The sequence below is a fragment of the Pseudoalteromonas sp. PSi26 genome, from assembly GCF_054960575.1.
The window spans coordinates 17333-37934 of sequence record NZ_JBHNYT010000020.1 but is presented as its reverse complement, the minus strand read 5'-3'; the positions used below and the strand labels follow the sequence as shown (position 1 = coordinate 37934).

The window sequence follows — 20602 nt, the reverse complement described above, 5'->3', positions numbered from 1 at the left end:
CCTAAAATAGCACTCTGCTTATCTAAAAAATACCCATATGTTGATATAGGAAGGCTTAATTAAGGCAGTAAAAAAGGGCGTTTTTACGCCCTTAATTTTTAATTATTTAATTGTTAGGTCTTTTATTTACCAATACAGAACGAGCTAAATATTTTTCCAAGTAGATCGTCTGAAGTAAACTCACCGGTTATTTCGTTTAAAAATTGCTGCGTTAGGCGTAGCTCTTCGGCCAAAATTTCACCCGCAACATGCATTTCAAGCTGCGTTTTACCCGTATCTAAATGATAAGCTGCGCTCTCTAAAGCGTCTAAATGACGGCGACGAGCCATAAAGCCACCTTCTGTTGCGCCGTCAAAACCTATACAGGCTTTTAAATGCTCTCGTACAAGCTCTATACCTTCAGCGTTTTTAGCACTTAAACTTATGACCGGGTATTGTTGGTTTTCATCCAAGCCTACAACATCACCCGACAAATCGGCTTTGTTTCTGATCACTGTAACACCCATACCTTTTGGTAATTTTGCCATAAATTCTGGCCAAATTTTATGTGGATCGGTGTCTACAGTATCGGTGCCATCAAGCATAAATAAAACGCGGTCGGCTTGGTTTATTTCATCCCATGCGCGCTCAATACCTATTTGCTCGACGCGGTCAGGGCTTTCACGAAGACCTGCGGTATCGATAATATGCAGTGGCATTCCATCAATATGAATGTGTTCGCGCAGTACGTCGCGGGTGGTACCTGCTATTTCGGTTACGATTGCTGCCTCTCGGCCTGCCAGAGCATTAAGCAAGCTTGATTTACCCGCGTTAGGACGACCTGCAATCACAACACGCATACCTTCGCGCATTATGCTTCCCTGTTTAGCTTGGTCAGTTACGATGTTTAATTGGTTTATAATTGCGTCTAAATCGCCCGATACTTTGCCATCTGACAAAAAGTCTATTTCTTCATCTGGAAAGTCGATTGCTGCTTCTACGTACATACGAAGATGAATTACTTTTTCAACCAGTGTTTCAATGTGTTTAGAAAACTCACCTTGAAGTGATTGTAAGGCGCTTTTAGCTGCTTGTTCACTGGTGGCATTAATTAGGTCACTAATTGCTTCTGCTTGGGTTAAATCCAGCTTGTCGTTCATAAATGCACGCTCTGAAAACTCACCTGGTTTTGCTAAACGTACACCTTCTATTTTGCTAATTTCTTTAAGTAGCATATCAAGCACAACTGGGCCACCATGACCTTGCAACTCAAGTACATCTTCACCAGTAAATGAGTTAGGTCCGGCAAAATAAATGGCAATACCTTGGTCAAGTTGATCGCCATTTAAGTTTTTAAATGGTACATAATCGGCGTACCTCACTTTTGGTATTTTACCAATAACTTGTTCAGCAACGCTTTTGGCAAGGCTGCCAGAAACCCGAATAATACCAACACCACCACGCCCAGGTGCGGTTGCTTGTGCTGCAATTGTGTCTTGATTGATCATGCTATTTAATTTACCAACAATGTGTACGTTATGGCGCTATTGTAACCTATGAAATTACCACTCGCGAATGCTCTGATAAAAAATGGGCAATAAAAAAGGCGACCTAAGTCGCCTTTGTAATAAGTAGGGCTAAGTTAGCCTCTTACTTTTATTCCTTTCTTTTCCATACCGCGATAAATATAAAGCATTTGCGCGATTGAAATAAGGTTAGATACTAACCAGTAAAGTACTAAGCCTGATGGGAACCATAAGAAGAATACAGAGAAGATAACCGGCATAAAGGTCATCATTTTTTGCTGCATTGGATCGGTAACCGTCATAGGTTGAAGCTTTTGAGTTATAAACATACTAGCACCAAATAAAATTGGTAATACGTAGTATGGGTCTTGTGCTGATAAATCAGTTAACCAAAGCATAAACTCAGCATGGCGAAGTTCTGTTGATTCTAAAAATACATAAAACAACGCTAAGAAAATAGGCATTTGTAGCAAAATAGGGAAACAACCACCCATTGGGTTTACTTTCTCTTTTTTGTACATCTCCATAGTAGCTTGACCGAATTTTTGACGGTCATCACCATACTTTTCTTTAAGAGCTGCCATTTTTGGTTGAAGGGCACGCATTTTAGCCATTGACGTGTATTGCGCTTTAGTTAGCGGGTACATCAATGATTTAACAATAATAGTGATAGCAATAATTGCTAAACCCCAGTTACCAAGAATACTGTAAAGCCATTTTAGTAATACAAATAGTGGCTGTGAAATAAACCATAACCAGCCGTAGTCTACAGTTAGGTCTAAGTCAGGGTGAAGCGCTTCTAATACATCAGACTCTTTAGGGCCCATGTAGTAAATAGAAGTAATGGTTTGCTCTGAACCGGCTTGAACATTAACAGGTTCTGCTTTTGTACCAATGATAGCGGCGTTACTGCTTGTAATTAAGCTATAAAGGGTGTTGGTTTGGTCTTGCTTTGGTACCCACGCACTTACAAAGTAATGTTGAATAAATGCAATGTAACCACCTTGCGTGCTTTCATTTAGGTTTTTGTCGGCCATGTCAGAAAAGCTGTATTTTTCGTACGGTTCTTCGTCTGTACCGTAAGCTGCACCTAAATAGTTTTGATCAACTAAGCTGCCTTTTTCTTGTACTGTGCGTTTAACCTGTGTGTAAAGCTGTACTTGAATAGGGGCACTGGTTGTATTGTTTACTGTGTATTCTAAGCCAACATCATATTGACCTTTTTTAAATACATACGTTTTAGTAAAGCTAACACCGTTGCTATCAGTAAACTGTAACGGTACGCGTAACTCATCACCTGTTAAGGTATAAGACGTTTGTTCGCTGTGGTAAGTAGGGCGACCGTTTGCAGATGCGTCTGGGCCATTTAAACCAATTAAACCACTTTGTGAAAAGTATTGATTACCCTCAAATTCACCCAGCAGCATGAAAGGTGTTTCTTCGCCTTTCACTTCTTTGTATTGAAGTAAGTCCGATTCAACGATATCGCCACCTTTGGTGTCGATTTTAACTTTAAACACGTCTGTTGTTATTTCTATAACAGAACGTTTAGCTAATGTTGTTGAAGCCGGTAAGCCAGAGTCTGACGATGAAGGTATAAAATCATCCGATTCAGTTGAATTTGCTTGTTGCGTTTGTGTTGTGGCACTTGGATCGACTTTTGGCTGGTTATAATCATTATTCCATTCTTGGAACAATAAAAACGACACTAGCATTAGGCCAATGAATAAAAACGTGCGTTGCGATTCCATAACAGCTCTTATTTCTCGTGTTGGTGGTTAATATGGGTTATTTTTTCAGGTACTGGGTCATCACCACCTGAATGTAAAGGATGGCATTTTAATATGCGTTTTAATGCTAACCAACTTCCTTTTATCAATCCATGCAATTTTATTGCTTGAATTGCGTAATGTGAGCAGCTTGGATTAAAACGACAATGCGGACCTAATAGCGGGCTAATCCACTTTTGATAACCGCGGATCAATAACACTAAACATAATGTCGGTAAAGCAACAAGTGGTTTGAGTAACCTCATGATGTTTATGCCCCTAGTTAAATTTAGTGAGATAGATATCATGTATTTAAAGGCTCTATTGGAAATTTTAAATGCATGATTAAAAGGTGAGCTAAAGATACATTAATTAACCCTGTAATTCTATTGCTATTGGGTTTGTTTATTAGATTTAGCTGATTTGTTTGGGCGTTTCTTAAAGGGTGGAGGCTTAGGCGCACCTGGTTTACAGCGTTCGTTGATTTTTCGCCATAACTTGGTCAGTTGCTTGGTTAATTCTTCATTAGACTGCTCGTCAATGCCATTTTTAACCATAAGCACAATATCAATGTTATCGATGTTGTGTTGATTTAAACGAAAACTTTCGCGAGCAAGACGTTTAATACGGTTTCGTTGGCATGCCTTTTTTACACGTTTTTTAGCAACAGTAAGTCCTAACCTAGGTTTTTCTTGGTCATTGGGTTTAGCTAATAGAGTAAAGTAAGGAGTTGCAGCCCGAGCGGGTTCGTTAAATATACGAGAGTAATGCGAGGGAGTTAACAGACGTAACTCCCTGCCAAAGCTAAAGTCTTCCACTTATAAATTAAGCAGAAAGAACTTTGCGGCCTTTAGCGCGGCGACGTGCTAATACTTTACGGCCATTTACAGTTGCCATGCGAGCACGGAAACCGTGTGCACGTTTGCGTTTTAAAACGCTAGGTTGAAAAGTTCTTTTCATAACAATCTCATCCGATCGGTTAAAGTTAAAACATCCTATGCAGGTCGCGATCCTGGCACAGGTGCCATTGCGAGCGCGAGATATTATAGATGAAACGACCTAAAGTCAATCATAATTACGCGTTAAGCACCGTGTTTATTAAGCAGGCAGTTAGTGATCGTAAAGCGCGATCTAGTAGGATCATCATAAATAAGAAGTTTTCCACAGCCCTTGTATAAAAAGTGAATAAAAGCGGGGGAAAAGTAAATTGGATCGTAAAATTGGTTCGCGATCTTGGTGTTATTTTGTTATGATCTGTTCTCAGGCTAATAATTAAAAATTCAATTAAATCAGGTTGTTAGCTTTTTTTCATGTCGTTATACATAATTTTATAAAAATCAGCCTTTTACTTGTGGATAAAGTGCCTTCATAATACTTGGTCTTGGGCCGCTTATTTGGCTATTTAAACGCAATAAATGCATGGTTTTTAACCATTTTTGATGTGCGGGAATAAAAATTATATCTCTGGGAGTTTAACTGTGTATCTGTCGGTTTGGCAAAGTTGTTTATATGTATTGCAAGATGAATTGCCTTCGCAGCAGTTCAGTATGTGGGTAAGACCACTTCAAGCAGAAAGTACCGAAGATACTCTGACTATTTATGCACCTAATCGCTTTGTGCTTGATTGGGTGAGAGAAAAATACCTTAACCGCATTAACGAGCTACTCGTCGAGATTTGTGGTGACGAAGCACCGGAACTTCGTTTTGATGTAGGTAGCAAACCACTTTTAAATACACAGGTTGCACCTGCTACAGAAACACAGCCTGCGCCCAGTATTCAAGCATCAGCAAAGCAACAGCCGCGTGAGCAAAAACCGGTTGTTGAACCCGCACCTAAATCGGGCTATAAATCAAATATTAAAGAAAACTACACCTTTGATAGTTTTGTTGAGGGTAAATCTAACCAATTAGCAAAAGCGGCTGCAACTCAAGTGGCCGATAACCCTGGCTCTGCATTTAACCCTGTATTTATATACGGTGGTACGGGCTTAGGTAAAACGCACTTACTCCATGCTGTAGGTAATGGCATTATGGCAAATAAGCCTGATGCTAAAATTGTGTATATGCATTCAGAGCGTTTTGTACAAGATATGGTTAAAGCACTACAAAATAATGCAATAGAAGAATTTAAACGTTATTACCGTAGTGTTGATGCATTAATGATTGATGACATTCAATTTTTTGCCAATAAAGAACGTTCTCAAGAAGAGTTTTTTCATACCTTTAATGCGTTGCTTGAAGGTAATCAACAAATTATTTTAACTTCTGACCGTTACCCTAAAGAAATTGAAGGGGTAGAAGACAGGCTTAAGTCTCGTTTTGGTTGGGGATTAACAATTGCTATTGAGCCACCAGAGCTTGAAACACGTGTAGCTATTTTGATGAAAAAGGCGCAGCAGAGTAAAATAAATTTACCTCATGAAGTGGCTTTTTTCATTGCAAAAAAATTACGTTCAAATGTACGTGAACTTGAAGGCGCACTTAACCGTGTAATTGCAAATGCAAACTTCACTGGGCGTCCTATTTCTATCGACTTTGTAAAAGAAGCATTGCGTGACTTATTGGCACTGCAAGATAAGCTTGTCACAATCGATAATATACAGCGTACAGTGGCTGAGTATTATCGAATTCGTGTCTCGGATTTACTTTCTAAACGCCGAAGCCGCTCTATAGCAAGGCCGCGTCAGGTTGCTATGGCGCTGTCTAAAGAATTAACCAATCACAGCTTACCTGAGATTGGTGACGCGTTTGGTGGTCGTGACCATACAACGGTTTTACATGCGTGTCGTAAAATAAAATCGTTACGTGATGAAAGTCACGAAATTAAAGAAGATTATCAAAATTTAATAAGAACATTGTCATCTTAGGGCTGACTTTTTTATGCAAATAACAATATCAAGACAACAATTTTTAAAGCCATTGGTTCAAGTGTCGGGCGCAATTGAGCGTAAGCATACGTTACCAATTTTATCTAACGTTTTGTTAGTAGTAGAAAACGGACAGCTTTCGATGACAGGGACCGACCTTGAAATTGAATTAGTGTCTGGTGTTTTTGTTGGTGATGATATTGCCGATACAAAATTAACTTTACCAGCTAAAAAGTTACTCGATATTTGTAAAAGTCTACCCGAAGGTTCAGACATTACGTTAAGCTTACAAGACCACCAGTTGTTATTAACCAGTGGTAAAAGTCGTTTTTCACTCACAACGTTATCAGCGGCTGACTTCCCCAATTTAGAAGAATGGGATGGTGAAGTTGAATTTCAACTAACGCGTTTAGAGCTTCGTAAATTACTTGAAAGCACGCACTTTTCAATGGCAAACCAAGATGTGCGTTATTACTTAAACGGTATGTCGTTTGAAGTTGATAACAGCGATATTAAAACTGTGGCTACCGACGGGCACCGCCTGGCGATTGCACAGAAAAAACTTACTCAATCACTTAATACTCAACGCCAATTAATTATTCCACGTAAAGGTGTGCAAGAAATCATGCGCCTTATGGTTGCCGACGATGAGCTAGTCACTATTCAATTTGGTGCTAACCACATTCGTATTATTGATATTGAGTTTACATTTACAAGTAAACTTGTTGATGGGCGTTTTCCTGATTACCGTCGTGTACTTCCACGAGGCGGTGATAAAACAATTATTGCGAACCGTGAATGGTTGCGAAATGCGTTTCAGCGAGTGTCGATTTTATCGAACGAGAAGTTTCGTGGTGTACGCTTAAATTTATCAAATGGTTTATTAAAAATAACTGCTAACAATCCAGAGCAAGAACAAGCTGAAGAGGTTGTTGAAGTAAATTACCAAGGTGATGAATTAGAAATTGGTTTTAATGTTTCGTATGTTTTAGATGTATTAAACACATTAAAAACCGAAGATGTACAGTTTACGTTAGCAGATTCAAACAGCAGTGCTTTAATAGAAGGCGCTGGTGATGATGAAGCTATGTATGTTGTTATGCCTATGCGTTTATAAGATCATAAACATATAATGAGCTTAAGTCATTTGAGCCTCAAATATTTTCGTAATATTGAGGCCCTGACGCTAGAACCTGTTAATGGCGTTAACATTATATATGGTGAAAATGGCAGCGGGAAAACCAGTCTTTTAGAAGCTATTTATTACCTTTCTCACGGCAAGTCTTTTCGAACACCAAAACATAAAAGCATAATTGCACACCAGCAAGAGCAATTTGTAATTCATGGCCGAAAAACGGTGCATGATTTATCAATTCCTATTGGTATCAGTAAGACGCGGTTAGGTGAAACTAATTTAAAGATTCAAGGTAAAGCGAGCCGGAAAATATCTGAACTCGCACAGCTTATGCCTGTTCAAATAATAACGCCTGAAAGCTACTCATTGTTTTTTGGTGGGCCAAAAGAGCGCAGAAAGTTTTTAGATTTAGGATTGTTCCACGTGGAACATGAGTTTTTTTACCTGTGGCAATCGTTTAATAAAGTATTAAAACAGCGTAATGCTTTACTAAAATCTAAGCCTAAGAATTATTTTGACCAAATTAAGTTTTGGGACAAAGAATTTGTTAGACTGGCTGAAGAAATAAATAAATTAAGATTGGCGTATATAAGTAGGTTTAAGCAGCAATTTTTTGATAAAATGTGTTCAGAATTAACGCTTATACGCGATTTAGAGATGACGTTTAATGCAGGCTGGAAAGAGAATGAATCTCTTGCAGATGCGTTAGAGCAAAACTTTGAGCGAGATGCTCGCCAAGGATTTACAAGTAAAGGCCCACATAAGGCCGACTTTAGTTTCAGTGTCGCTGGCAATAGTGTAGAGAATACGTTCTCACGCGGGCAGTTAAAGTTATTATTGTATGCGTTAAAAGTAACGCAAAATAGCTTAATTGAGTCAGAGACCGATAAGCAATCTATATTGCTAATAGATGATTTACCCTCAGAGTTAGGCGAAGATACAAAAGAGAAAGTTGGGCAACTATTGTCTCACTGCAGTTCTCAAATATTTATCTCTTCAATTTTATCTGAGAGTATTTCTGCTGTGGTGGAACCCATGCAACGAGAACTAAAAATGTTCCACGTGAAACATGGCAACCTAATAACAAGATAAGTGGGATTAACCATGTCTGAGAATTATGACTCGTCGAGTATTAAAGTACTTAAAGGATTAGACGCAGTAAGAAAGCGTCCTGGGATGTATATAGGGGACACCGATGATGGCACAGGCTTACACCACATGGTGTTTGAGGTCGTTGATAACTCAATAGACGAAGCCCTTGCTGGTCATTGTGATGATATTTTTGTAACGATTCACTTAGATGGCTCTGTTTCGGTTAGAGATAACGGCCGTGGTATCCCAGTATCTATCCATGAAGAAGAAGGCGTTTCGGCTGCCGAAGTAATCATGACGGTACTTCACGCTGGTGGTAAGTTTGATGATAACTCTTATAAGGTATCAGGCGGCTTACATGGTGTGGGTGTTTCGGTTGTAAACGCACTTTCAGAAAAGTTAAAACTAACCGTGCGTCGAGAAGGTAAACTTCATGAGCAGTTTTACACTATGGGTGTGCCAGATGCGCCACTCGCTGTTATTGGAGAGTCTGAAACAACGGGTACGGAACTACGTTTTTGGCCAAGTGCAGAAACATTCACTAATTTAGATTTTCATTACGATATTTTAGCAAAACGCCTACGTGAACTGTCGTTCCTTAACTCGGGCGTTAGCATCATTTTAAATGATGAGCGTGAAGAAAATAAAAGTGACCACTTTAAATACGAAGGTGGTATTCAGGCATTTGTTGAATACATTAACCGAAACAAAACACCTATTCATAAAGGCATTTTCCACTTTACACATGAGCGTGTAGAAGACGGAATTAGTGTTGAAGTATCGATGCAATGGAATGACGCATATCAAGAAAACATTTACTGTTTTACAAATAACATTCCACAACGTGATGGTGGTACTCACTTAGCAGGTTTTAGGTCTGCGCTAACACGTACACTTAATAATTTTATGGAGAAAGAAGGCTTTAACAAGAAAGCAAAAACAACCAGTAACGCAACCGGTGACGATGCGCGTGAAGGTTTGACTGCAGTTATTAGTGTTAAAGTTCCTGATCCTAAGTTCTCTTCTCAAACAAAAGACAAGCTAGTATCTAGCGAAGTTAAGTCTGCAGTAGAACAAGCAATGGCTGAAAAGTTCACTGAGTTTTTATTAGAAAACCCTGTAGATGCTAAAATTGTTGTTGGGAAAATTATAGATGCATCACGTGCGCGTGAAGCTGCACGTAAAGCCCGTGAAATGACACGTCGTAAAGGCGCTATGGATCTTGCCGGTTTGCCGGGTAAATTAGCCGATTGTCAGGAAAAAGATCCTGCACAATCAGAACTTTACATAGTGGAAGGGGACTCTGCTGGCGGTTCAGCCAAGCAGGGTCGTAACCGTAAGAATCAGGCGATTCTTCCGCTTAAAGGTAAAATTCTAAACGTAGAAAAAGCACGTTTTGATAAAATGCTGTCTTCACAAGAAGTTGCAACACTAATTACTGCATTAGGTTGTGGTATTGGTCGTGACGAATATAACCCTGAAAAACTACGTTATCACCGTATTATCATCATGACCGATGCGGACGTGGATGGTTCTCACATTCGTACTTTATTGCTAACGTTCTTCTATCGTCAAATGCCGGAAATTGTAGAGCGCGGATATATTTATATTGCTCAACCACCACTTTATAAAGTGAAAAAAGGTAAGCAAGAGCGCTATATTAAAGATGACCCAGCACTTGTTGAGTACTTAACATCGCTTGCACTTAATAATGCAGCTTTATACACAAGTGCCGATGCATCAGCGCTTGAAGGTGAAGCATTAGAGAAAATAGTTCACGATTACCAAAATACAGTTAAAGTAATCGAGCGCTTAAAACGTAAATACCCTAACACGGTAATGGAACGTTTAATTTACCAAAGCGAATTAACAAAAGAAGACCTTGAAGACGAAGCTAAAGTAATTGCGTGGACAAAAGAGCTTGTTGACGATTTAGTTGACCGTGATGAAGATGCCACTATTTTCAACGCTGCAACTCAGTATGATGCAGAGCGCAACTTGTACTATCCTGTTGTGAATATTCGTCAACACGGTGTAGATAAGTCTCATGTATTAAGCTACGACTTCATTACATCACGTGACTACCAACGTATTGCTGTGACTGGTGTTAACATTGCAAATATCATTACAGAAGGTGCTTATATTCAACGCGGTGAGAAAACAAAACCTGTTGATAACTTTGTGGAAGCTTTGGAATGGTTGATCACTGAATCTAAGCGTGGGATCTATATTCAACGCTACAAAGGATTGGGTGAGATGAACCCTGATCAACTGTGGGAAACAACTATGGATCCAGGCGCGCGCCGTATGTTACAAGTAACCATTGAAGACGCTGTAGGCGCGGATCAGTTATTTGCAACGCTTATGGGTGATCAGGTAGAGCCACGTCGTGAGTTTATTGAAACTAACGCGCTACGCGTAGTTAACCTCGATGTGTAAAAACATATTTAAATAATTAAAAGGGAGCCTAACGGCTCCTTTTTTATTTTCTACAAATACACAAACTGCTTAAAACCTGAGTGTACACACGGTATACTAAGGATAATTTTCACGCTACTTCTTAGATAGTAAAAAGCCAAATATGCAAAAATACGACGTAAAAACCTTCCAAGGTTTGATCCTGGCTTTACAGGATTATTGGGCGCAGCAAGGCTGTGTCATTATTCAACCACTTGATATGGAAGTGGGCGCAGGGACATTTCACCCGCAAACATTTTTGAAATCGATTGGCCCTGAGCCAATGTCTAGCGCATACGTACAACCGTGTCGCCGTCCTACGGATGGCCGCTATGGTGAAAACCCAAACCGCTTACAACATTACTACCAATTTCAGGTAGTCTTAAAGCCATCACCAGATAACATTCAAGAGCTTTACTTAGGCTCACTAGAAGCAATGGGTATTGATACCCTAACTCACGAAGTACGCTTTGTTGAAGATAACTGGGAATCACCAACGCTTGGCGCATGGGGCTTAGGGTGGGAAATTTGGTTAAACGGTATGGAGGTAACGCAGTTTACCTACTTCCAACAAGTAGGCGGATTGGAGTGCTCACCAGTAACAGGTGAAATTACTTACGGCTTAGAGCGTTTAGCGATGTATATTCAAGGCGTAGACAGTATTTACGACCTAGTATGGGCAGACGGTCCACTAGGGCGTGTAACATACGGTGATGTATTTCATCAAAATGAAGTAGAGCAATCTACATACAACTTTGAACATGCAAACGTAGAAGACTTGTTTGCGCAGTTTGATAAGTGTGAAGCTGAGAGCCAAAAGTTAATTGAAGCAAATTTACCACTTCCTGCCTACGAGCAAGTGATGAAAGCATCGCATGCATTTAACCTATTAGATGCGCGCCATGCTATATCGGTAACAGAACGTCAGCGTTATATTTTACGTGTTCGTGCGTTATCAAAAGCGTGTGCACAAAGTTATTACGATGCACGCGAAGCGCTTGGTTTCCCGCTGTGTAAGGATAAGTAAGCATGACAGCACAAAATTTATTAGTAGAAATTGGCACTGAAGAGTTGCCACCAAAGTCGTTGCGTAAACTTGCCGAGGCATTTGCTGCAAATTTAACTCAAGAGTTAGAATCGCTAGAATTAGCACATCAAGGCGTAAGCTGGTATGCATCGCCTCGACGTTTAGGTTTGCAAGTAAAAGCACTTGAAGCTAAACAACAGGACAAAGAAGTAGAAAAGCGCGGACCAGCAACAAAAGCCGCGTTCGATAGCGAAGGTAACCCTACAAAAGCAGCAATGGGTTGGGCACGCGGTTGTGGTATTGAGGTAAGTGAAGCACAAACACTTGAAACGGATAAAGGCGCATGGTTATTGCACATTGCTAAAGTAGCAGGGCAAGACACTAAAACGCTAATGGCAGATGCTATCGCAAAAGCGTTAAGTAAATTACCAATACCAAAGCCAATGCGCTGGGGTGCGAATAAAACACAATTTATTCGCCCAGTTCATACCGTCACTATTTTATTTGGTAGCGAATTGCTAGAAGGTGAAATTCTTGGTAAGCAAGTAAGTAACCAACTTCAAGGTCACCGTTTTCATCACCCAGAAAAAATTAGCATTAACCATGCTGATGAGGTTTTTGATGTACTTAAATCTGCTTACGTTATTGCTGATTACGAACAACGTAAAGCGCAAATACGTGCACAAATAGAAGAAGCTGCAAGCGCAGTTAACGCTGTTGTTGCAATGGATGAAGATTTACTAGAAGAAGTAACATCACTGGTAGAGTGGCCAGTTACTTTAACGGCAACATTTGAAGAAGCATTTTTAGATGTACCAGCCGAAGCGCTAATTTACACCATGAAGGACGATCAAAAATACTTCCCGCTATTAGATCAAAACGGCAAGCTTTTAAATAAGTTTTTGTTTGTATCTAACATCGAGAGTAAAGATCCAAGCGTAGTAATTTCTGGTAACGAAAAAGTTGTACGCCCACGTTTGGCTGATGCACAGTTCTTCTTTGAGACCGACAAAAAGAAAACATTAGAAAGCCGTTTAGAATCGCTTGATACCGTTTTATTCCAAAAGCAGTTAGGTACGCTTAAAGATAAGTCTGAGCGTATTAGCGAACTTGCAGGGTATATTGCTGAGCAATTAGGCGCAGATAAAGACTTAGCAAAACGTGCAGGCCTATTAAGTAAAACAGACTTAATGACCGAAATGGTAATGGAATTTACCGATGTACAAGGTGTAATGGGAATGCATTACGCTCGCTTTGACGGTGAAGCAGAAGATGTAGCGCTTGCACAAAACGAGCAATACATGCCACGCTTTGCAGGCGACAACTTACCTACAAACCTAATTAGTTGTGCAGTAGCCATTGCAGATAAGTTTGATACGCTGGTGGGTATTTTTGGTATAGGCCAAGCACCAAAAGGTGATAAAGACCCATTTGCACTTCGTCGTGCTGCTATTGGTGCACTGCGTATTATGGTAGAAAAAGAGTTACCTCTTGATATTTTAGACCTAGTAGCAAAAGCACAAACACTGTTTGGCGAAAAGCTTACTAACCTGAATGTATCAACCGACGTATTTGAATTTATGCTAGGACGTTTCCGTGCATGGTATCAAGACGAAGGTATTGAAGTAGACGTTATTCAAGCTGTGCTAGCACGTCGTCCAACTAAACCAGTTGATTTTGACCGTCGTGTTAAAGCCGTAAGCCACTTCCGTACTTTAGACGCAGCAGAAGCCCTTGCAGCCGCTAATAAGCGTGTAAGTAACATTCTTGCTAAAAACGACATCACAAGCCAAGGTAATGTTGATGAGAGCTTATTAAGCGACGACGCTGAAAAAGTATTGGCATCACAAGTGGCAAAATTTGCAACTGAGCTTGCACCACTTTATGCCGATGGAAACTACCAAGAAGCGCTTAGCCAATTGGCAGGCATTCGTGAAAGTGTTGATAACTTTTTTGACAACGTAATGGTTATGGCCGACGATGAAGCTGTTAAGCAAAATCGCCTTGCGCTATTAAGTCAGTTAAGTAGTTTATTTTTAGATATTGCAGATATTTCTGTTTTACAAAAATAACAACCATTAGCAATTTAAAAAGCCAGCATAACGCTGGCTTTTTAGTTTTAATACCTACCTAACTTAATTAAGCTAATAGGTATAATGAATAGGATAAAAATTGATGATTTCAATAAAAAAAATAATACCACTCGCTATTGCTGGGTTACTCAGTGCATGTTCAAGCCAAATATCAATTAACGATGTATTGCCACAAAAAGAACTCGACCGCACCATGTACCTGCGAGGCGATTTTACTTTATGGGACGCAGAGCCCCAGTACCAATTTAACTTAGTTGGCCCAGCACTGTATCAAGCACAGGTAAAATTTAGCACGCCAGGTAAAGTGTACGAATTCAAAATTGCCGATGCCGATTTTAGTGAAGGCTTTAACTGTGGTTACAGCGACTCATTCCCACAAGGTCAAAGTTTAACACTTGGGCAAGCAGCAACGGCAGACTGTAATACTATTTATAATTACTTTAGTTACACACCTGCGATAAAAGGCACATACATAGTAAGCATTGATTTTAGTGACTATGATGAGCCAAAAGTGACTATTACTAAGAAATAGCAGAATGTTTATAGTTGTCAGTTTTTAGCGTAAAGAGAAGTAAAAAACCGTACTTGATTTAACGAGCACGGTTTCTATTTTGAAACTGAGAACTGAGAACTGAGAACTGAGAACTGAGAACTGAGAACTGAGAACTGAGAACTTTACAACCCTTTCTTCACCACATACCTATACGGTGCTTCCTCTGCATCTTTAGCCACCAGCGTGTGATCCATAAATACACAAAAGCTGGGGATGTCGCGAGTGGTTGATGGGTCATCAGCGGTTATTAACAGTGTTTCACCGTCGTTCATTTTACGAATAGCAGCACGTACCATCATTACAGGCTCGGGGCAGCGAAGGCCAATGGCATCTAATTGGTGATCGGGGTTATCAAAATTCATAGTGCGTATGCCTGTAAATAGTTTTCAAATCCGTGACTTTACGAGTAGTCAGATTTTTTGTTGCGCCAAAGTTTAGCGTAATTTTAAGTATAAATTAACTAATTTACTTAGATCTGGATCAGTTTTCATTTAAGTTTATATACATAAACATTAAATTATAAACCCGATCACAACAACACAAATCTAAATTGCGTTAGTATAGCGCCTTAAAATTTGGCAAATAAAAAAGGCGAACTAACTTTCGTCAGTGCGCCTTTTTACTCACCAAGATGGTTTACGTGTTAAGAGTATTAGTCTTGAACACGCTCAAATACAGTTGCGATACCTTGGCCTAAACCAATACACATAGTCGCTAAACCGTACTTAGCATTTTTATCTTCCATTAAGTGAATTAGCGAGGTGCTAATACGCGAACCAGAACAACCCAGAGGGTGACCCAGTGCGATAGCGCCGCCATTCAAGTTAACTTTTTCGTCAACCACATCAGCTAAACCTAAGTCTTTAAGTACTGGTAATGATTGCGCTGCGAAGGCTTCGTTAAGCTCAGCAACATCGATGTCATCAATAGTAATACCCGCTTGGGCAAGTGCTTTTTTACTTGCTGGTACTGGGCCGTAACCCATGATTGATGGATCGCAACCGGCAACTGCCATTGCTTTAATGCGTGCACGAATTGGTAAACCAAGCTCTTTAGCTTTTTCTTCGCTCATTACTAACATGGCTGATGCGCCATCAGAAAGTGCTGAAGACGTACCGGCTGTAACAGAACCCGAAGCTGGGTTAAATACTGGGCGAAGCTGAGATAAACCTTCAACCGTCGTTTCAGGGCGAATTACTTCGTCATCTTCAACTAAAATTAAAGAACCATCTGCTGCGTGACCTTCCATTGCTAAAATTTCGCGGCGGAAACGGCCTTCAACTGTTGCAGCATGTGCACGTTGGTGCGAACGGTATGCAAATTCATCTTGCTGCTGACGGCTAATACCGTGAATAGTAGCAAGGTATTCTGCTGTTAAACCCATAGAGCCAGACGCTTGTGCAATTGACGTTGCTAAGCCTGGGTGAAAGTCGTTACCGTGAGTCATAGGAACATGGCCCATGTGCTCAACACCACCAATTAGGTAAGTGTCGCCAGCGCCAGTCATAATGGCGCGTGCTGCGTCGTGTAATGCTTGCATTGACGAACCACATAAACGGTTAACTGTGGTTGCTGGTACTGAGTGTGGAATACCCGCAAGTAGTGATGCGTTACGTGCAACGTTAAAGCCTTGCTCTAATGTTTGCTGTACACAACCCCAATAAATGTCGTCGATTGATGCTGGATCAACCGCTGGGTTGCGTTCTAGTAAGCCCTTCATTAAATGAGCGCTTAAGTCTTCCGCACGCTTGTTTTTAAATACGCCACCTTTTGAGCGACCCATTGGTGTGCGGATACAATCTACAATTACTGGATTATTCATGATATTAACCTTCCACCTTATAGAAAACACGGCCTTCTTCAGCCCATTTGCGAGTTTGCTCTGATACTTGGTAAATCGCACCTAGGTGAGCGTATTTGTCTGCTGCTGCAACAAAGTTAGCTAAACCTGTTTGATCTAAGTAACGGAACGCGCCGCCTCTAAATGGAGGGAAACCAACACCGTATACAAGGGCCATATCAGCTTCTTGTGGAGAAGCAACAATACCTTCTTGTAAACAAAGAAGAACTTCGTTGATCATTGGAATCATACAACGGTCAATGATTTCTTGCTTATCGAATTCTTTCGGTGCATCAGTAATTGGCGCTAATAGCTCAACTGCTGTTGCATCGCTTGATTTTTTAAGACGACCACGACGGTCTGTTTCGTACTTGTAAAAACCTGCTTTGTTCTTTTGACCAAAACGTTTTTCGTTAGCAAAAACAGTTACCGGATCTTTTTCTGCACGCGCCATGCGCTCAGGGAATCCGTCAGCCATTACGCCAGTACAATGATAAGCCGTATCAATACCTACAACATCTAATAGGTAAGCCGGACCCATAGGCCAACCAAATACGTTTTCCATTACTTTATCTACTTTTGCAAAGTTAGCGCCTTCAACAACTAGCTTGCTAAAGCCTGCAAAGTAAGGGAATAAAACACGGTTTACAAAAAAGCCTGGGCAATCATTAACAACGATAGGAGACTTGCCAAGTTTAAGGGCATAATCAACAACTGCGTTAATGGTTTTGTCTGACGTTTTTGCACCACGGATAATTTCTACTAATGGCATTTTTGGCACTGGGTTGAAAAAGTGCATACCACAGAAGTTTTCTGGTTTATCAAGTGCTTCAGCAAGTAGGTCAATACAGATAGTCGACGTATTTGATGTAAGTACAGTGCCTTCTGGCATGTTCTTCTCAAGGTCTGCTAATACTGCTTGCTTAACTTTAGGGTTTTCTACAACGGCTTCAACAATAATGTTAGCGTATTGTAGGTCTGCATCGTTAAGGGTTGGCTTAATTTTGCTTAGTGTTGCCAACATTTTTTCCATTGGCATGTGGCCACGCTTAACTTTTGCACCTAATAATTTAGACGCTTCACCCATACCTAAATCAAGCGCATCCTGTTGGATGTCTTTCATTATGATTGGTGTGCCTTTATAAGCAGACTGATAAGCAATACCGCCGCCCATAATACCCGCACCTAGTACTGCAGCTTGTTTAATTTCTACATCGCTGTGCTTAGCAAGTTTACGTGCTTTACCTTTAATGAACTGGTCATTTAAGAAAATGCCCGTTTGTGCTGCAGCTTCGTTAGTACGCGCAAGTTTTGCAAAGTTAGCATTTTCGATTGCCATTGCTTCATCGCGAGTACAGTTTGCAGCTGCTTTAATAGTGCGTACTGCCATAACCGGAGCAGGATAGTGGCCTTTGGTTTTACCCATTACCATACCTTCTGCCATAGCAAAGCTCATGCCTTGCTCAACACGGTTTAATTTAAGTGGTTGTAGTTTTACGTTACGTTTAGCTTGCCAATCTAGCTTGCCTGCAATCGCTAATTCAAGTGTTGCTACACTTGACTCTAAAAGTTTGTCAGCACTAACTACTGCGTCAAACGCACCTACTTTAAGGGCGTCAGCTGCGCGGTTTTCAGCGCCTGAAGTGATCCACATCATGGCGTTATCTGCGCCAATGATACGTGGTAAGCGCACTGTGCCACCAAAACCAGGCATTATGCCAAGTTTAACTTCTGGTAGGCCCATTTTAGCGCTTTCGCTTGCAACACGATAATCGGTAGCAAGTGCCCACTCACATCCGCCGCCAAGTGCTAAGCCGTTTACAACGCTTAGAGTTGGGAATGGTAAATCTTCGATTGCATCAAAAACGTCAGTTGCGTTTTTGATCCACACTACTAAATCTTCTTCAGGTTTAGTAAATGTAGGTAAAAATTCGAAGATGTCGGCGCCAATAATAAAGTGGTCTTTATCACTGGTAAAAACCATGCCTTTGATATCAGAATTAGCAGCTAATTCTTTTAATGCTGCTGCACATTCTGAAAGAGTTTTTTGAGATAGTGTGTTTACAGAACCTGCAACACAAAACTTAAACTCGGCGATGTTTTCCTTTAGGAAGCTAACTTCAAAGGAATCGCTTTTATATAACATTTTATTCTCCCTAGTTGACGAACTAAGACTGGTACGATGAGTTTGCATTTCAATCAGTGTGCTTGCTTTGAGTAGAAAATGCAACGAAAAATTTAACTCGGTTACAAACGACTGGTTAAAATATAGCTGGTTTGGTGCTAAGGTGGTGAAAAAGCTTTTATTCACTACTTTAATTTTTTATTAAAGGACATTATGAAAAAACAATTATTTAGTTTTGCGGCAGCTGCTTTTATTTTTCCTCTTTATTCTGCCGAGGCTAGCATCGATAACGACGCATTTTTAGATGCTGAAAAAAAAGTACGCAACGCAAGTTACCGCGAGTTTAAAAACGTAGTTAATAACCTAAATCACCCACTAAAACCGTATGTAGAAAAAACATATTGGGAACGAAACCCGAACATAAAGTATCAGGCAGAGATAGAAAGCTATTTAAATATATATCAACATACGCCACTTGAATGGCCCGTTCGTAAAGTATGGCTGGAGTATCTTGAAAAAAATAATAGAAAAGCGGCGTATATTCGTAATTACCGCGACACCAGCAATGCTGAATACACCTGTACATATTTGGGGTATCAATTAGATTTAGGCGCCCCAGAAAAAGCCATTTTAAACCAGGTGACTGATTTATGGACGGTGGGAAAGTCACAACCTAAGGAGTGCGATTCGTTATTCTCGTACTGGCGCAAAAAAGGCTATATGAATGCCGATACTGTATGGCAACGAATTACACTTGCCGCGCAAGGCGGAACGCAAAGCCTATTACCTTATTTAAAAACACTTTTACCAAAAAATGAGCGTTACCTTGCTGACTTATATTTAAAAGTTCGCCGCGACCCAAGCGCTGCGGCGGGGTTATATCGCTATAAAAATAAATCGCCTAAAGAGGGTGAAATTGCACTTTATGGTGTTAAGCGTCTAATTTGGCGCGACAAAGAACTAGCGCTTCGGGCATGGGAAAAAATAGAGCGTATGTTTACCTACAGCGATAAAGAAAAGGCAGATTTATACTACACCTTTGCTTTATCACTTGCTTCTAGCGGACATAAGCAAGCCAGTTTTTGGTTAAACAAAGTGCCAAAAGAGCGCCAAGACAACAAATTAATGCAATGGCAGCTTGGTAACATGCTCAAAACCCAAGATTGGGCAGGTATTGCTGCGTTTTTTACAGGCAAAGAAAATCTTAGTCTAGGTCAGCAATATTGGCTTGCGTATAGTTATGCAGAACGCGGTGACGATCAAACAGCTAAAAAAATGTGGCAAAGTATTGCGACTAACCGAGACTACTACGGTTTTTTAGCCGCTGCGCGTCTAGGCTTGCCGGTTGATCTAAATAATCAACCAAAAGTGGTTAGTGAGCAATTAATCGCAAAGGTGAGTAATGCCCCTGGTTTTAAACGTTCAAAAGCATTATATGAGTTAGATCGTGTTACCTCAGCGAGACGTGAATGGAATTACTTAACAAACACTTCAAATGAAGAAGAAAAGCTTGCGGCTTCTGTTTTATCATCTGATTTGGGGTGGCACGACAGCACGATATTCACACTCGCAAAAATAAAAGCTTGGGATAATGTTGAACAACGTTTTCCATTTGCTTTTCAAGACATATTTGAGCGCTACAGCAAGCGTAATAAAATAGATGTAGCTTGGAGTATTGCTATTGCAAGGCGTGAAAGCTCATTTGCTCCTGACGCGCGATCAAGTGCTAATGCACGAGGTTTAATGCAATTGCTGCCAAGTACCGCTAAGTATGTAAATAAAGGCAGTGTGTCTAATAGTCGATTATATCAACCTAAAACAAATATTAGGCTAGGTACCAGTTATTTACGTTACTTGAAAAAGAAAAACCATGGTAACGAAATACTTGCTACAGCATCTTATAACGCAGGCTACCATCGTATAAAACGTTGGGTGCCTGATGATGCAATGCCAGCAGAGTTATGGATAGAGCTTATTCCGTATCGAGAAACACGCGATTATGTCAAAAATGTATTTGCTTACAGGCAGGTATATCATACTCGTATGGGCCGAGAGGGTAATTTACTGGCTCCCATACTGGAAATGAAAATAGGCGGTTAGTAAACATAAGTTTAAATAAGGGGGGGGCTCACAGTGGGC

16 protein-coding genes are annotated in these 20602 nt (G+C 40.4%); 8 read left to right on the top strand and 8 right to left on the bottom strand.

All coding sequences use genetic code 11. The annotated features are described in order from the left end of the window. Window positions 1-122: 122 nt before the first annotated feature. The 5 genes from mnmE to rpmH all read right to left on the bottom strand — a co-directional run bounded on the left by mnmE (window position 123) and on the right by rpmH (window position 4234). Window positions 123-1487: a tRNA uridine-5-carboxymethylaminomethyl(34) synthesis GTPase MnmE gene (gene mnmE / locus ACFI34_RS17245; protein WP_462674369.1), complete on the bottom strand. Its 1365-nt coding sequence runs from the start codon at window positions 1485-1487 to the stop codon at window positions 123-125. A 134-nt stretch (window positions 1488-1621) separates the two neighbouring features. Next, complete coding sequence (gene yidC, locus ACFI34_RS17240) at window positions 1622-3256, bottom strand: membrane protein insertase YidC (protein WP_462674368.1); 1635 nt, start codon at window positions 3254-3256, stop codon at window positions 1622-1624. Between the two features lie 8 nt (window positions 3257-3264). Next, window positions 3265-3540 (bottom strand): membrane protein insertion efficiency factor YidD, encoded by a 276-nt coding sequence (gene yidD / locus ACFI34_RS17235; RefSeq protein ID WP_006793977.1) that lies wholly within the window; start codon window positions 3538-3540, stop codon window positions 3265-3267. Window positions 3541-3666: 126 nt separating this feature from the next. Continuing rightward, window positions 3667-4092, bottom strand: a complete 426-nt coding sequence (gene rnpA / locus ACFI34_RS17230) for a ribonuclease P protein component (protein ID WP_006793978.1) — start codon at window positions 4090-4092, stop codon at window positions 3667-3669. A 7-nt stretch (window positions 4093-4099) separates the two neighbouring features. After that, on the bottom strand, window positions 4100-4234 hold the full coding sequence (gene rpmH / locus ACFI34_RS17225) for a 50S ribosomal protein L34 (protein WP_004335215.1): 135 nt from the start codon (window positions 4232-4234) through the stop codon (window positions 4100-4102). A gap of 518 nt (window positions 4235-4752) precedes the next feature. Between rpmH and dnaA the strand changes: the two genes are divergently transcribed. The 7 genes from dnaA to ACFI34_RS17190 all read left to right on the top strand — a co-directional run bounded on the left by dnaA (window position 4753) and on the right by ACFI34_RS17190 (window position 14477). Further along, window positions 4753-6141 carry a chromosomal replication initiator protein DnaA gene (gene dnaA / locus ACFI34_RS17220; protein WP_010558115.1) on the top strand — a complete coding sequence of 463 codons (1389 nt, stop codon included), beginning with the start codon at window positions 4753-4755 and terminating at the stop codon, window positions 6139-6141. 13 nt (window positions 6142-6154) lie between these two features. Then, complete coding sequence (gene dnaN / locus ACFI34_RS17215; protein ID WP_006793980.1) at window positions 6155-7258, top strand: DNA polymerase III subunit beta; 1104 nt, start codon at window positions 6155-6157, stop codon at window positions 7256-7258. 15 nt (window positions 7259-7273) lie between these two features. Continuing rightward, entirely contained in the window at window positions 7274-8368 is a 1095-nt protein-coding gene (gene recF / locus ACFI34_RS17210) for a DNA replication/repair protein RecF (protein WP_008130777.1), read from the top strand. Window positions 8369-8380: 12 nt separating this feature from the next. Continuing rightward, window positions 8381-10807: a DNA topoisomerase (ATP-hydrolyzing) subunit B gene (gene gyrB / locus ACFI34_RS17205; protein ID WP_462674367.1), complete on the top strand. Its 2427-nt coding sequence runs from the start codon at window positions 8381-8383 to the stop codon at window positions 10805-10807. Between the two features lie 142 nt (window positions 10808-10949). Then, window positions 10950-11852, top strand: a complete 903-nt coding sequence (gene glyQ / locus ACFI34_RS17200) for a glycine--tRNA ligase subunit alpha (protein ID WP_008130780.1) — start codon at window positions 10950-10952, stop codon at window positions 11850-11852. 2 nt (window positions 11853-11854) lie between these two features. Next, window positions 11855-13924, top strand: a complete 2070-nt coding sequence (glyS, locus tag ACFI34_RS17195) for a glycine--tRNA ligase subunit beta (protein WP_462674366.1) — start codon at window positions 11855-11857, stop codon at window positions 13922-13924. 103 nt (window positions 13925-14027) lie between these two features. Beyond that, complete coding sequence (locus ACFI34_RS17190; RefSeq protein WP_006793985.1) at window positions 14028-14477, top strand: early set domain-containing protein; 450 nt, start codon at window positions 14028-14030, stop codon at window positions 14475-14477. A gap of 143 nt (window positions 14478-14620) precedes the next feature. Here the strand turns inward: ACFI34_RS17190 and tusA are convergent, their stop codons facing one another. The 3 genes from tusA to fadB form a co-directional block, all read right to left on the bottom strand. Continuing rightward, a complete protein-coding gene (gene tusA, locus ACFI34_RS17185; RefSeq protein ID WP_039038507.1) occupies window positions 14621-14860 on the bottom strand; it encodes a sulfurtransferase TusA in 240 nt (79 codons plus the stop codon). 290 nt (window positions 14861-15150) lie between these two features. Continuing rightward, on the bottom strand, window positions 15151-16320 hold the full coding sequence (gene fadA, locus ACFI34_RS17180) for an acetyl-CoA C-acyltransferase FadA (RefSeq protein ID WP_008130791.1): 1170 nt from the start codon (window positions 16318-16320) through the stop codon (window positions 15151-15153). A 4-nt stretch (window positions 16321-16324) separates the two neighbouring features. Beyond that, window positions 16325-18484, bottom strand: coding sequence for a fatty acid oxidation complex subunit alpha FadB (gene fadB, locus ACFI34_RS17175; protein ID WP_462674365.1), 2160 nt, complete (start codon window positions 18482-18484; stop codon window positions 16325-16327). 192 nt (window positions 18485-18676) lie between these two features. On the opposite strand from fadB, the gene ACFI34_RS17170 reads away from it, so the two are divergent. Continuing rightward, entirely contained in the window at window positions 18677-20563 is a 1887-nt protein-coding gene (locus ACFI34_RS17170; protein ID WP_462674364.1) for a transglycosylase SLT domain-containing protein, read from the top strand. Window positions 20564-20602 lie beyond the last annotated feature (39 nt).